Raw genomic sequence first — 13,556 nt, forward strand, 5'->3', positions numbered from 1 at the left:
CGAGTCATTTGTAGCCGCCGGGGCGACCCGGGCAGGGGCGGCGCGTAAGAGGATGCCATGGATAGACCCGATATTCCGGCAGGACTGCCCGAAAACATCGAGGAAAAGAAGCAGACGGCGAGGGACTGGTTCGAAGCGCTTCGCGACCGGATCTGCGCCGCCTTCGAGGAATTGGAGGACGAGCTTTCCGGTCCTCGCTCCACTTATGCTTCCGGCAGGTTCGAGCGCACCCCGTGGGAGCGCGATGGCGGTGCAGGCGGCGGGGGCGTCATGTCCATCATGCATGGACGCGTCTTCGAGAAGGTCGGTGTGCACACCTCCACCGTTCATGGCGAGTTTTCACCGGAATTCCGCAAGCAGATCCCCGGAGCGGAGGAGGATCCGCGCTTTTGGGCTTCAGGCATTTCCTTGATTGCCCACCCTCACAATCCAAACGTGCCTACCGTGCACATGAACACGCGCATGGTGGTGACCACGCGGCAATGGTTCGGCGGAGGCGCGGATCTCACGCCCATGCTCGACCGTCGGCGCAGTCAGGAGGACCCGGACGCGATCGCCTTTCATAAGTCGATGCGTTTCGTCTGCGAACGCCATGCCGGGGTGACCGACTACGATAAGTTCAAGCGCTGGTGCGACGAGTATTTCTTCCTGCCGCACAGGAACGAACCGAGGGGCATCGGTGGAATTTTCTATGACTGGCTGAAGAGTCCCGAGGATAAAGGCGGGTGGGATGCGGACTTCGCCTTCACCCAGGATGTCGGTCGCGCGTTCCTCGTTGCTTACCAACATATCGTGCGGAGGAACTTCAACACCAATTGGACCGAGGCCGACCGCGAGGAGCAACTCATCCGCCGTGGACGTTATGTCGAGTTCAATCTGCTGTATGACCGCGGCACGATTTTCGGCCTCAAGACCGGCGGCAACGTCAATTCAATTCTCTCAAGCCTGCCGCCCGTGGTGAAATGGCCATAGTGGCCTGCACAGGCTACGGAAACTGAGCCGTTCCTCGGCCGGGCCACTGCGGCGATTCGCTGAAATGCTCCGTTGGCTTTTAGGTGCTCCTCGTCCGCTTTGTCGGCACGTGGCAGGTGACATGCGTGAAGACGAGCACCATATTTGCGGGCTTGAACCTTCCGTCGGAAGGTGCGCCTAGGGAAGAAACCATGCTTCGTCCTCCAGGAACCGGCAATGCGCGTCTGCAGCAAACCGGGATCGGGGTGCTCGACTACGAGCTTGCCGGCGAGATGGCGGCATCGCTTGGAAATGCAGGAAAGCGCGCCGAGGAAAGCCTTGCGAAGCTTGCCGCTCATGGGGGCGGGGAGGCCGAACGCAATGACCTCGTGCGCGAGGCCGCGGATGCGGTCTACGCGTATTTCATCCAGCGTGAACTCTGTGGCCTGAAGCGTCACGACGATATCGTGCGTCAGATGGCCATTCCGCGTGCCGTCCTGGCACGGCTCGGCGCCCGCTAGCGGCGCTGCCAGGGCTTTTCCGCTCGGCATCCGGCGCAGCCCGGCATTTTCCCCGCGACAATCTGCCCTCTCATCCAAGGGGCGTCTGGACAAGTCCAGGCGTCGGGCATAGAAACCATCGCCAATTGCCGGGGGAAGGCGCCGCTCGTCGCAGCAACTATTAACGAGTGCGCGATTTTCCACGATTCTTCGGCAGGTATGAGGTGAAAGGACCACTGTCCGTGAGCGATATCGATTCGACCCACATCCCGGAACACAGCCGTCGCGATTTTCTTTACGTGGCCACTGGTATGGCCGGGGCCTTCGGCGCGGCCGCAGTCGCCTGGCCGTTCATTGACCAGATGCGTCCGGACGCCTCCACGCGCGCCCTCGCGTCTATTCAGGTGGACGTGTCGGCCGTGGAACCCGGCATGTCGCTGACGGTCAAGTGGCGGGGACACCCCGTTTTTGTCCGCAATCGCACCGAGCAGGAGATGCAGGCGGCTCAAGAGACGCCGCTGGATCAGCTCAAGGATCCGGTTGCGCGCAACGAGAACCTGCCCGCCGACACGCCGGCCACGGATTTGGCGCGTTCGGCAGGCGAGGGGAAGGAGAACTGGCTGGTCATGATCGGCGTCTGCACCCATCTGGGCTGCGTGCCGCTCGGCCAGCAGGGCGACTTCGGCGGCTGGTTCTGCCCCTGCCACGGCTCCCATTACGACACGGCAGGGCGCATCCGCAAAGGTCCGGCGCCGGAGAACATGGCCATTCCGACCTTCGAATTCGTTTCCGACACCGTCATCCAGATCGGCTAGGCGCAGGGGAGCATATTTTTCATGAGCGGTGGACACTCTACCTATACACCCAAGACCGGCTTCGGCCGCTGGATGGACGCCCGCCTTCCGCTGCCGCGTCTTATCTATGATTCCTTCGTGGCCTATCCGGTGCCGCGCAACCTGAACTACGCCTATACTTTCGGCGGCATCCTCACGCTGATGCTCGTGGCGCAGATCCTCACGGGCGTCGTGCTCGCCATGCACTATGCGGCGAACACCGAGCTTGCCTTCGGGTCGGTCGAGAAGATCATGCGCGATGTCAATTCCGGTTGGCTGCTGCGCTACCTTCACGCCAATGGCGCCTCCTTCTTCTTCGTGGCCGTCTATGTGCACATGTTCCGTGGTCTCTACTATGGGTCCTATAAGGCTCCGCGCGAACTGCTCTGGATCCTCGGCTGCATCATCTATCTCCTCATGATGGCGACCGCCTTCATGGGTTATGTGCTTCCCTGGGGTCAGATGAGCTTCTGGGGCGCAACCGTGATCACCGGGTTCTTCTCGGCCATCCCGCTTGTGGGCGACTGGATCCAGCAGCTGCTCCTCGGCGGCTTCGCGGTGGACAATCCGACGCTCAACCGCTTCTTCTCCCTGCATTACCTGCTGCCCTTCATGATCGCAGGCGTCGTCGTCCTGCACGTCTGGGCGCTGCATGTGACAGGTCAGACGAACCCCACCGGCATCGAGGTGAAGCAGAAGACCGACACGGTAGCCTTCACGCCGTACGCGACCGTCAAGGACGGCTTTGCGATGGTCGTGTTCCTCTTCGTGTTCGCCTATTTCGTCTTCTACATGCCGAACTATCTCGGACACCCCGATAACTATATCGAGGCGGATCCGCTGAAGACGCCGGCGCATATCGTGCCCGAATGGTACTTCCTGCCTTTCTATGCCATGCTGCGCGCCATCACCTTCAATGTCGGCCCGATCGACTCCAAGCTCGGCGGCGTGCTGGTGATGTTCGGCTCGATCATTCTGCTGTTCCTCACGCCTTGGCTCGATACCTCGAAGGTCCGCTCCGCGGTCTACCGGCCCTGGTACCGGCTCTTCTTCTGGCTCTTCGTCGCGGATGCCATCCTGCTCGGCTGGCTTGGCTCGCGCCCGGCAGAAGGGGTCTATGTGGCCTTGGCTCAGCTCGGAACGCTTTATTACTACGCCTTCTTCCTGGTCATCATGCCGGTTCTGGGGCTGATCGAAACGCCGCGCAGGCTGCCGAACTCGATCACGGAGGCCGTGCTCGAGAAGAACAAGGCGGGTTCCTTGGAAACCCAGCCGGCCAGCCAACGCTAAGCGATGCGCAAGGGGATTTTGGAAATGAGAATGTTTCTCCACGCTCTGGGGGCTGTCGGGCTTGGTCTTGCGCTCGCCACTTCCGTTGCGGTCGCCCAGGAAGAAGGAGCGACTCCGCATTATCCGCTCAAGAAACCGGAACCGCAGGAGTGGTCCTTCGCCGGCCCCTTCGGGACCTATGACAAGGGCCAGCTGCAGCGCGGCTTCAAGATCTACCGCGAGGTCTGCGCCGCCTGTCACTCCCTCGACATGGTCGCATTCCGCAATCTAGAGGACCTCGGCTATTCTGAAGAGCAGGTGCGTGCGATCGCGGCCGAATATGAGGTGCAGGACGGCCCGAACGAAGCGGGCGACATGTTCACGCGTCCGGGCACGCCCTCCGACTACTTCCCGTCGCCTTTCGCCAATGTCGAGCAGGCCGCTGCTTCCAACAACGGTGCCGCTCCTCCTGATCTTTCGCTGATCGCCAAGGCACGCGGGGTCGAGCGCGGGTTCCCGACCTTCCTCTTCGACATCTTCACGCAATATGCCGAAGGTGGGCCGGACTACCTCCATGCGCTTTTGACCGGGTATGACGAGACCCCTCCTGAAGGTCTCGAGATCCCCGATGGCACCTATTACAATCCTTACTTCATCAGTGGCCCGGCGCTCGCTATGCCTCCTCCGATCTCGGATGGCCAGGTGACATATGAGGACGGCGCGCCGGAGACTGTCGAGCAGTATTCGCGAGACATATCCGCATTCCTGATGTGGGCGGCGGAGCCTCATCTCGAGGCACGCAAGCAGACCGGCTTCACGGTACTGATCTTCCTCGTGCTGTTCGGCGGGCTGGTCTATCTGACCAAGCGCAAGATCTGGGCCGAGCTGCACTGACGGCCTTTTGACCGAATTCTGAAGGGCGCCCCAGGGGCGCCCTTTTCATTGCCGCCGGGAAGGGGCAAAAAAGGGCGAACCAGGAACCGGCCCATGAAACAACCGCTAGAAGAGACCCTTCTTTCCGCGATCCGCACCATTCCCGATTATCCACGACCGGGAGTTCTCTTTCGCGACATCACCACGCTGCTCGGCGACGCACGTGCCTTTCGCCGCGCCGTCGATGAGCTTGTCCACCCCTATGCGGGTTCCAAGATCGACAAGATCGCAGGGATAGAGGCGCGCGGGTTCATCCTGGGCGGCGCGATCGCGCACCAGCTTTCTTCGGGCTTCATTCCCATCCGCAAGAAGGGGAAGCTCCCGCATGAGACCGTGCGCGTTGCCTACAGCCTGGAATACGGGCTCGATGAGATGGAGATGCATATCGATGCCGTCTCGCCTGGTGAAAAGGTAATCCTCGTGGACGATCTGATTGCGACTGGCGGCACGGCCGAAGCGGCGGTGCGTCTGTTGCGGCAGATGGGGGCAGACATTGTCGCCGCATGCTTCGTGATCGATCTGCCGGATCTGGGCGGCCGAGCAAAGCTTGAGGCCCAAGGGGTCGATGTGCGCACGCTCATCGCCTTTGAAGGCCACTGAGGACCGGGGCCTTACGCTAAGGCTCCGGCATTGGTGTGAACCGATGCGCGGGTCCGCCCTCATGCAGCCTTCATTTGTGCGTGGTGACGGCGGTAGGGGGCGAAAAATCTTCAGGCAGGTTGCTGGCCCGTATGCAGGAGCACGGTGTTTTCAAACTCAAACACTGTTTCGCCCGCGTCATTGAAAGCTCCGCCTTTCAGCGACACGAGAGTCCATCCCGGCTTCGAGGCCAGGGGCCTGTAGCCCACCGCCGCTCGCGTGAAGGTGATCGTGTCTCCGGCATAGACTGGCTTGAGCCATTTGACGTTCGAGAAACCGGGCGAGGGGCCGAATGTAGGCCGCGGGCCGGGTCCGTCCCATTCCGCTGCCGTGGTCCGCTCACGCGCTTGGAGATTATATCGCATCCACATGGAGCAGGTGTGCCAGCCGGAAGCGCAGAGCCTGCCGAAGATGCTCCGTTCCGCCTCCTCCTCATTCAGATGAAAGGGCTGTGGATCATATTTTTCCGCGAAACGCTTGATCTCGTCCGCCGTAAAGGTGTGGCTGCCAAGTTCGATGGTCTCGCCGATCTTGAGGAAGGCGTCGAGATTCATGCGGCTGCTCCGGGATCGCGCAATCTGAACAGGATCGGGTTCTCGCATTCCATCACTGCCTCACCCCGCTGGTTTCTTACGACGTGACGCAATGTGACAACCCCCACCTCGGGGCGAGACTTGAGCCGGCGCCTTGCGAGCACGGTGGTGGTTCCGCTCAAGACGTCTCCTGCCAGTACAGGTTTTCTCCAGCGCAGTTCCGTAACTCCGGGCGATCCTTGAGAAGTCGAGTCGAGAAGAAAGGCGTCACACAACATGCGCATGAACACGGAGCATGTGTGCCAGCCCGATGCCGCCAGTCCGCCCAAGATGCTTCGGCGCCCCGCTTCCTCGTCAAGATGCATGGGCTGTGCGTCGAACTCGCTTGCGAATTCGATGATTTCCTCTCGTGTGACGGTTCGTGAGCCGAGATCAAACACCCGGCCTTCCGTCATATCCTCATAGGCCCATTGCTTGCTCATTCCGAATCCTCAAGTCCACCGATCTCTGGTCGCACAGATCGGGGCAATAAAAAACCCCGGATGCCGGGCATCCGGGGCTTCGGAAGCAATAGCGCTTATCAAGCTGCTGCAGCTTGCGGCGCGCGCAGAGCCTGCAGGATGTTCTGCGGCGAGGACACGCCGTAGGGGTCCGTATCGCAGTTGTCGGAATAGCCTTCTTCCTCAAACCACATCTCGACGACGCCGTCGTTGATCACCGCGCCATAGCGCCAGGAGCGCATGCCGAAGCCGAGATTATCCTTGGCGACCAGCATGCCCATCTTGCGCGTGAATTCGCCGGAGCCGTCCGGAATAAGCTTGATATTGGTGATGTTCTGTGCGCGGCCCCAGGCGTTCATCACAAAGGCATCGTTGACGGAGATGCAGTAAATCTCATCGATGCCCTCGGCTTTGAACTCCTCATAGAGCTTCTCGAAATCCGGAAGCTGATAGGTCGAGCAAGTGGGCGTGAAGGCGCCCGGCAAAGAGAAGAGCACCACGCGCTTGCCGGCGAAAAAATCGGCGCTGGTCTTGTCTTCCCAGCGGTAGGGGTTTGGTCCCTCGATGGATTCGTCGCGAACGCGGGTGCGGAACGTAACCTGCGGAACCTTTCTTCCGAGCATATCTGAGCTCCTCAAAGCGCAAATGACCGCTGCCCCCACAAGGGAGGCGAGCAATCCGTAAAACATTGATGATTGGCGCTCTGGGGAGCGCCGTTGCGGGCCGAAATAACCACTCGTCCGTGACCGTGCCAAGACAGGGTCCCGGAAAAAGTGCCGGATGCGTGAAAAGGTCACAAGTTTTGCTTCAACCGTTAAGTTAAAGCGCTTCGGCCTACACGTTGAACTTGAAAAGCATCACATCGCCGTCCTGAACGACATAATCCTTGCCTTCGTCGCGCGCTTTCCCCGCTTCGCGCGCACCTGTTTCGCCCCCCAACCTCACGAAGTCTTCGTAGGCTATGGTTTGCGCGCGAATGAAGCCGCGTTCAAAGTCCGTATGGATAACGCCGGCCGCCTGAGGCGCCTTGGCGCCCTTCTGTACGGTCCAGGCGCGCGCTTCCTTGGGGCCCGCGGTGAAGAAGGTGATGAGGTCCAGAAGCTCGTAGCCGGCCCGTATGAGCCGATCCAGCCCGGGCTCGTGCAAACCCATGGCCTCTAGATATTCGGCCGCTTCTTCATCCGGGAGCTGCGAGACTTCGGCTTCGATCGCCGCCGAAATGATCACTGTTTTGGCGCCCTGCGCCTCGGCCATTTTCGCGACCGCAGCCGTATGAGCATTGCCGCTCGCCGCTTCGCCTTCGGCGACGTTGCAGACATAAAGCACCGGCTTGGAGGTGAGCAGGTTGAGGGAGCGCAGCACGCGCATTCCCTCGGCATCGAGCTCTGACGTGATGAGACGCACGGGCTTGCCGTCCTGCAGAAGCGCGAGCGCTCGCTCCATGATGGGGAGGGTGGCCGTGGCTTCCTTGTCCTTGCCCGTAGCACGCTTCCTTATCTGGACGACCCGCCGCTCCAGGCTTTCCAGATCCGCAAGCATCAGCTCGGTCTCGACCGTATCGGCATCCGCTACCGGATCGATCCGCCCTTCCACGTGGGTGATGTCGTCATCCTCGAAGCAACGCAGGACGTGGACGACCGCATCGACCTCGCGGATATTGGCCAGGAACTGGTTGCCCAGGCCTTCGCCCTTGGAGGCGCCCCGCACGAGACCGGCAATATCGACGAATGAAATGCGCGTCGGCACGATCTCCTTGGAACCTGCGATCTCGGCGATCTTCTTCAGCCGTGGGTCGGGCACCGCCACCTCGCCCGTATTGGGCTCAATGGTGCAAAACGGATAGTTGGCGGCCTGGGCGGCCGCTGTCCTGGTCAGCGCGTTGAAGAGCGTCGATTTGCCGACATTGGGCAAGCCGACGATGCCGCATTTGAAACCCATGAATAATCTGTCCTGTCGCTTTCGAAGCCGATCAAAGAAGTGTTGGCAGGGCTATGAGCGATGGGGCCGAGGATCGTCAAGCCCGGAAGCTTACTCTTTGCTGCCGAAGAGTTTCTTCAACATTGCGGCCATCGGGCCGCCCTCCGGCAGCTTTGCCGTCGCCTTGGGCCGTGCCTGGCGGATGTGGCTTTGGCCCTTCGATGCGGAGCCTCCGCCCGTCATTTCCGCAGCCCCAGCCTTGCCTTGGACCACAAGGCTGACCTTGTTCATGAAACCGGACTCGTCGCCTTGAGCGAGCAACGCAACGTTGTCGGCCACTGCATCAAGCAGCGGATCGAGCCACTCATGGTCAGCCTTGGCGAAATCGCCGAGCACATGAGGGGACACGCGCGCCTTGTCGCCCGGATGTCCGATGCCGATCCGCACGCGGCGATAATCCTGGCCGCAATGGGCGTCGATGGATTTGATGCCGTTGTGGCCACCGGAGCCGCCGCCGCGCTTCACCCGCACCTTTCCGGGGGGGAGGTCGAGCTCATCGTAGAGGACGATGAGGTCGGAGGTCGGAAGTTTGTAGAAACGCATGGCTTCGCCGACCGCTTGCCCCGACAGGTTCATGAAGGTTTGGGGCTTCATAAGCAGCACCTTTTCGGTGCCGATTCGGCCTTCAGCCACGAGCGCGTTGAATTTCTTCGACCAAGGCGAAAAGGAATGGCGGCGGTGAATGGCATCCGCCGCCATGAAACCGACATTGTGCCGGTGCTTTTGATATTGCGGGCCGGGATTGCCTAGCCCCGCGATGAGAAGCATGAAGCGCCTCCCGGAAGCTGCGAAGAATTACTCTCCGCTTCCTTCCGTCTGCTCTGCAGCCGCTTCGCCGGCTTCCGCCTCTTCCGAACGCAGGCCGGCCGGTGCGGCGATCGTCGCGATCGTGAAGTCGCGGTCGGTGATCGTGGGCGTCACGCCCTGCGGCAGCTTCACGGCCGAAATATGCACCGAGTCGCCGATATCGAGCCCTTCAAGATCCACTGTGATGTTGTCCGGGATGGCATTGGCGGGGCACACGAACTCAACCTCGTGGCGCACGACGTTCAGCACGCCGCCGCGCTTGATGCCGGGCGCCTTCTCGTCGTTGATGAAGTGCACGGGCACGTTCACCGTCACGACCGTGTTCTGGCTCACGCGCAGGAAATCCACGTGCATGGCGAAGCCGCGCACCGGATCGAGCTGGTAATCCTTGGGCAGGACCTGGATCTTCTCGCCATTCACATTGATGGTGGCGATGGTGGTCCGGAAACCGCCGGCATGGATGCGCAGGAACACTTCCTTGTAGGGAAGGGTGATCGAGAGGGGGGGCTGCTTGTCGCCGTAGATCACGGCGGGAATCTTTCCGCTGCGCCGAATTGCCCGGGCGGACCCCTTACCGACCCGTTCGCGCGCCTCGGCCGTCAGTTCGTATGACTGGCTCATGGCTTTACCTTTCGTTTGTCGGAGCGCCTCCGGGCCGGCGGAAGCCAGGTCCCGAAAACGAGAAAGCCGCCTGCAGCGCCTTGGCGCCGGGTCGGCCTCCATCCGCGCTGCCTCCAAGGGTGTCTGCGCGGACTGCGGGTCTATAGCGCAAGGCGCCTAGGCGCGCAAGCCTAGTTGAAAAGGCTGGAAACCGACTGTTCCGACGCGGTCCGCGAAATTGCTTCCCCGATGAGATCGGCGATCGATATGGTGCGGATGTTGTGGGCGGCCTCGACTGATGAAGTCGGCTGGATGGAGTCGGTGATCACAAGCTCCTTGAGCTTTGAGCCCGTGATCCTTGCCACTGCGCCGCCCGATAGCACACCGTGCGTGATATAGGCGGTGACGCTCGTCGCTCCATTTGCAAGCAGGGCTTCTGCAGCGTTGCAGAGGGTCCCGCCTGAATCGACGATATCGTCGATCAGCAGGCAATCCCGGCCGTGCACCTCGCCGATGACATTCATCACCTCCGACTCGCCGGGGCGGTCGCGGCGCTTGTCGACAATGGCGAGCGGGGCATCGATGCGCTTGGCAAGCGCACGCGCGCGGACGACGCCGCCCACATCCGGCGAGACCACCATCACGTTCTCCAGCTTGTAACGTGCCTTCACGTCGCGCGCCATCACGGGAACGGCATAGAGGTTGTCGGTCGGTATATCGAAGAAGCCCTGGATCTGGCCGGCATGGAGATCAAGGGTCAGAACCCGGTCAGCACCTGCCTGGGTAATCAGATTGGCAACGAGCTTGGCGGAAATCGGCGTGCGCCCCGAGGTGCGGCGGTCTTGCCGAGCATAGCCGAAATAGGGAAGCACCGCCGTGATGCGACGCGCCGAGGAGCGGCGAAAGGCGTCGATCATGATGAGCAGTTCCATCAGGTGATCATTCGCCGGATAGGAGGTGGACTGCAGGACGAAGACGTCCTCGCCGCGTACATTCTCCTGTATCTCGACGAAGATTTCCTGATCTGCGAAACGTCGCACCAACGCTTTGCCAAGTGAAATGTTGAGGTAGCGGGCGATGGCTTCAGCCAGCACCCGGTTGGAATTGCCCGCGAAAAGCTTCATGGAGTGATCCCGGCCGACGCCACGTTTCAATTCGGGGCTTTTAGCGGCGTTGCCGATGATTGCAAGGGTGAATAGCCCATAACCGCCTGCAATTCGCCCTTGACGAGGTAATCTTCAGAGGGAAGACTAACCGCAGGTTGTATGGATGCAGTCAATTGAGACGCTTAAATTAACGGGGATCGGCCCGTTTCGGTCAAATCGTCGCAATTTCCTCGATACACGATGTCAGACGGCAGCGATGAGCCATCACGCGAGATGAACGCGCAGGCTTCGACGCTACTCAGGTCCGGGCGTGGCCGGCTTGAAGCCAGGTTGCGAGTTCCTCTATCGTGCGATCGGCCACGGCATCCATATTGGCGCTGGTGACGGCGCCCCAACCTTCGCCGGATCCCGTAGCCTTTTCCTGCCCCTGAATCCGATGCAGGCGGTTCCCTGCGGGATCAAGTACATCCCACACGAAGATGATTGTGGTTCCCTTTTCATCGCTGACGGTGGAGAAGTACCCCTTCACGATAAAGGGGGCGCTCTGGCCGGTGGGCGAAATGGCAAGCCCCCGTTGCCCTGCGCGCAGGGCTAGGCGGTTTGATAGCGGCTGCACGGTTTCAGCCGCTGCGCCGATCACGGGCGCGAATTGGATGCGGGAAGCCGGGGAGATCGCGGCCATAGACTGACCAGGCAGTGCTCCGACGCTGCTCTGGTCGGTAAGCGTCGTGCTGATGATATCGCCGGCGGCGGGCGACGCGGTTGTCTCCGGGGAACGCGTGGGCGTGGTGGAGGACGCAATCCGAGCGGCGCCGGATGTGGAGAGGTCGAGCGCCTCGGTCCCGCTGCAGCCGGCAGTGGCCGCCGCGAGCACCAGAAACCAAGTACTTGTCTTCAAACGCGTCATCGTTCTCTCCGCGATGAAAACACCCCCCAGAGTACTCCGCTCCCTGATTCTACCTTATGATCAAATCAAGGCCATGGCGAGAAAGCATCAGCGGCGCGGACTCGGTCGTGAGATACGTCCGGCCCAGGCACATCGCCGTGCCGGAATCGGAGTCCATGATGATCATATGGGCAAAGAGCGTCATGTCCGGCGCGATGGGCTCCGGATTGCCCGCGTAGAACATTTGCGGCTCCATCCAAGAAGGCGAAAAGCGCGCACCCAGCGAATAGCCGCAGGCGTTGAGTCGGTGACGCGTCAATTCATGCGCCTCCATTACCTTGGCGTGCGCGTCGAAGACATCACCGAACGTATTTCCGGGCACCATAGCCTTCTCGCAGGCAAGAAGCGCCGCCTTTGCCGCCTCGAAAAGCTCCTGGTGGCGCCGGGAAGCCTTGCCGGTCAGCACCGTCTGCATCATGGCCACATGATAGTGATGATAGACACCCGCCCATTCCAATGTGAGCTGGTCGTTTTTGCCAAGCTTGCGCCGCCCTGCCTTATATCGGCAAAGCAGGGCGTCCGTGCCTGAGCCGATGATGAACTCGTTTGCGGGATAATCACCGCCACCCAGGAAAATCGCGCCCTGCATCGCCGCGAGGATCGCAGCTTCGTCCCCGCCCTGCTTGATCAGGGGGAGTGCGGCGTCCAGGGCATCGTCTGCCAGTTCCGCCGCCCGTTTTGCCTTTTCTATTTCCGCTGGGCTTTTCAATAGCCGCAGGCGCGGCACGAGGTCGGACGCATCCTCGATTTTGGCGAAGGTCTGGAGCTGTTCGTCAAGAAGCTTGCCGTTCCTGGCCGTCAGCCCGTGGGTGTCATATTCCACGCCGATCCGCATGCCGAGCAGGTCGAGATCATTCAGGAGATTGCGGAGGTCAAGGGCGGGGTTGGCGCCGTAGCGGTCGTTCCAGACAACGATGTTGTCGATGATGGAGGTGTGTCGCGCCTGGCGCAGATCTGCCGAGCGCGTGAGCAGAACGATAGAGCCATCGGCCTTTACGACGAGGCACTGGAAGAAGCAGAAGCCGAAGCTGTCATAGCCCGTCAGCCAATACATGCTCTCCTGCGCGAAGAGCAGCAATGCGTCGAGCTTGCGCTCCGACATCTCTATCAGCAGACGGTCGCGGCGTGCATCGAATTCGGCACGTTCGAAGTGTAAGGCCATCAGGATACCTCCAGGCAGATCGCCGAGATCTGGCGCCCATAGTCCGGCTCGCCGCGATGGGTGGCTCGGCGGTAGGAGAAGAAGCAATCCCCGTCCGCATAGGTACAGCGTCCGAGGGCTTCGGCCTTTACCCCAGCCCGGGTAAGCCGGTCTATGGTGTAGAGGTTGAGATCGAAGAGGGCATGGCCGGCTCTCCCGGAGTCGCGGAAATAGCGGGCATTGCCCCCGTCGGCCTGCACGAAGCGCTCGATGAATTCCGGTCCGACTTCATAATTCTCCTGGCTGATCGAGGGGCCGAGCACGGCCGCCACACGCTCGCGCCGGGCGCCGAGCCGCTCCATGGCGGCGATGGTGTTTTCGAGCACGCCGGTTAAGGCGCCTTTCCATCCTGCATGGGCGGCTCCGATCACCTGCGCTTCGGCATCCGCGAAGAGGACTGGCCCGCAATCGGCGGCAAGGACCCCCAAGGCGAGCCCCGGGCGACTGGTCACCAGAGCGTCGGCTTTGGGCCGGGAGTCAGCCGGAAATGGTTCCTCGACCGTTACGACTTCCGCGGAGTGGCACTGATGAAGGGTGACGAGATCTTCCGCAGTCACGCCCATGGCGACGGAGACGCGGCGCCTGTTTTCACGGACGGATTCCGAGGAATCCGTGGAGCCGAGTCCAACATTGAGGCTCTCGAAGATTCCTGTGGATACGCCGCCGCGGCGGGTGAAGAAGCCGTGTCTCACACCGTTGTCACGGGCCCTATCGAGCAGGGGGGAGCGGAGAGGCTCCGGCCTTGTCGTGTCCAGCATGCG

Annotated in this window: 16 protein-coding genes; 6 read left to right on the forward strand and 10 right to left on the reverse strand. The window is 61.3% G+C overall.

The features are described 5' to 3' along the window. Positions 1-57: 57 nt before the first annotated feature. The 6 genes from hemF (at position 58) to CHEJ32_RS0103560 (ending at position 5,086) form a co-directional block, all read left to right on the forward strand. Positions 58-972 carry an oxygen-dependent coproporphyrinogen oxidase gene (gene hemF / locus CHEJ32_RS0103535; protein ID WP_028032616.1) on the forward strand — a complete coding sequence of 305 codons (915 nt, stop codon included), beginning with the start codon at positions 58-60 and terminating at the stop codon, positions 970-972. 191 nt (positions 973-1,163) lie between these two features. Next, positions 1,164-1,472 carry a DUF6665 family protein gene (locus CHEJ32_RS0103540; protein WP_028032617.1) on the forward strand — a complete coding sequence of 103 codons (309 nt, stop codon included), beginning with the start codon at positions 1,164-1,166 and terminating at the stop codon, positions 1,470-1,472. Positions 1,473-1,693: 221 nt separating this feature from the next. Next, complete coding sequence (gene petA, locus CHEJ32_RS0103545; protein WP_156936591.1) at positions 1,694-2,266, forward strand: ubiquinol-cytochrome c reductase iron-sulfur subunit; 573 nt, start codon at positions 1,694-1,696, stop codon at positions 2,264-2,266. Positions 2,267-2,287: 21 nt separating this feature from the next. After that, a complete protein-coding gene (locus CHEJ32_RS0103550; RefSeq protein ID WP_028032619.1) occupies positions 2,288-3,574 on the forward strand; it encodes a cytochrome b N-terminal domain-containing protein in 1,287 nt (428 codons plus the stop codon). Between the two features lie 24 nt (positions 3,575-3,598). Further along, on the forward strand, positions 3,599-4,447 hold the full coding sequence (locus CHEJ32_RS0103555) for a cytochrome c1 (protein ID WP_028032620.1): 849 nt from the start codon (positions 3,599-3,601) through the stop codon (positions 4,445-4,447). Positions 4,448-4,540: 93 nt separating this feature from the next. Beyond that, positions 4,541-5,086, forward strand: coding sequence for an adenine phosphoribosyltransferase (locus CHEJ32_RS0103560; protein ID WP_028032621.1), 546 nt, complete (start codon positions 4,541-4,543; stop codon positions 5,084-5,086). 110 nt (positions 5,087-5,196) lie between these two features. On the opposite strand, the gene CHEJ32_RS0103565 is transcribed toward CHEJ32_RS0103560, so the two are convergent. The 10 genes from CHEJ32_RS0103565 to pgeF all read right to left on the reverse strand — a co-directional run bounded on the left by CHEJ32_RS0103565 (position 5,197) and on the right by pgeF (position 13,553). Further along, positions 5,197-5,679, reverse strand: coding sequence for a MaoC family dehydratase (locus tag CHEJ32_RS0103565; protein WP_028032622.1), 483 nt, complete (start codon positions 5,677-5,679; stop codon positions 5,197-5,199). After that, positions 5,676-6,140 carry a MaoC family dehydratase gene (locus CHEJ32_RS0103570; RefSeq protein ID WP_028032623.1) on the reverse strand — a complete coding sequence of 155 codons (465 nt, stop codon included), beginning with the start codon at positions 6,138-6,140 and terminating at the stop codon, positions 5,676-5,678. Before CHEJ32_RS0103570 ends, CHEJ32_RS0103565 begins: the two co-directional genes overlap by 4 nt. Positions 6,141-6,238: 98 nt before the next feature. Next, positions 6,239-6,781 (reverse strand): peroxiredoxin, encoded by a 543-nt coding sequence (locus CHEJ32_RS0103575; protein ID WP_028032624.1) that lies wholly within the window; start codon positions 6,779-6,781, stop codon positions 6,239-6,241. A gap of 211 nt (positions 6,782-6,992) precedes the next feature. After that, entirely contained in the window at positions 6,993-8,096 is a 1,104-nt protein-coding gene (gene ychF / locus CHEJ32_RS0103580; RefSeq protein ID WP_028032625.1) for a redox-regulated ATPase YchF, read from the reverse strand. A gap of 90 nt (positions 8,097-8,186) precedes the next feature. Further along, the gene (pth, locus tag CHEJ32_RS0103585; RefSeq protein WP_028032626.1) at positions 8,187-8,903 is read right to left on the reverse strand and encodes an aminoacyl-tRNA hydrolase; all 717 of its coding nucleotides are present in this window, start codon (positions 8,901-8,903) and stop codon (positions 8,187-8,189) included. A gap of 27 nt (positions 8,904-8,930) precedes the next feature. Further along, a complete protein-coding gene (locus CHEJ32_RS0103590) occupies positions 8,931-9,563 on the reverse strand; it encodes a 50S ribosomal protein L25/general stress protein Ctc (RefSeq protein ID WP_028032627.1) in 633 nt (210 codons plus the stop codon). Between the two features lie 170 nt (positions 9,564-9,733). Further along, on the reverse strand, positions 9,734-10,666 hold the full coding sequence (locus CHEJ32_RS0103595; protein ID WP_028032628.1) for a ribose-phosphate pyrophosphokinase: 933 nt from the start codon (positions 10,664-10,666) through the stop codon (positions 9,734-9,736). Between the two features lie 280 nt (positions 10,667-10,946). Further along, on the reverse strand, positions 10,947-11,555 hold the full coding sequence (locus tag CHEJ32_RS0103600; protein WP_028032629.1) for a hypothetical protein: 609 nt from the start codon (positions 11,553-11,555) through the stop codon (positions 10,947-10,949). A gap of 49 nt (positions 11,556-11,604) precedes the next feature. Next, a complete protein-coding gene (locus CHEJ32_RS0103605; RefSeq protein WP_028032630.1) occupies positions 11,605-12,756 on the reverse strand; it encodes a Xaa-Pro peptidase family protein in 1,152 nt (383 codons plus the stop codon). Further along, positions 12,756-13,553, reverse strand: a complete 798-nt coding sequence (pgeF, locus tag CHEJ32_RS0103610) for a peptidoglycan editing factor PgeF (protein WP_028032631.1) — start codon at positions 13,551-13,553, stop codon at positions 12,756-12,758. The genes CHEJ32_RS0103605 and pgeF overlap by 1 nt, the downstream gene beginning before the upstream one ends. Positions 13,554-13,556: the final 3 nt, after the last annotated feature.

It is taken from the genome of Chelativorans sp. J32 (assembly GCF_000518985.1).
Classification (GTDB): Bacteria; Pseudomonadota; Alphaproteobacteria; order Rhizobiales; family Rhizobiaceae; genus Chelativorans.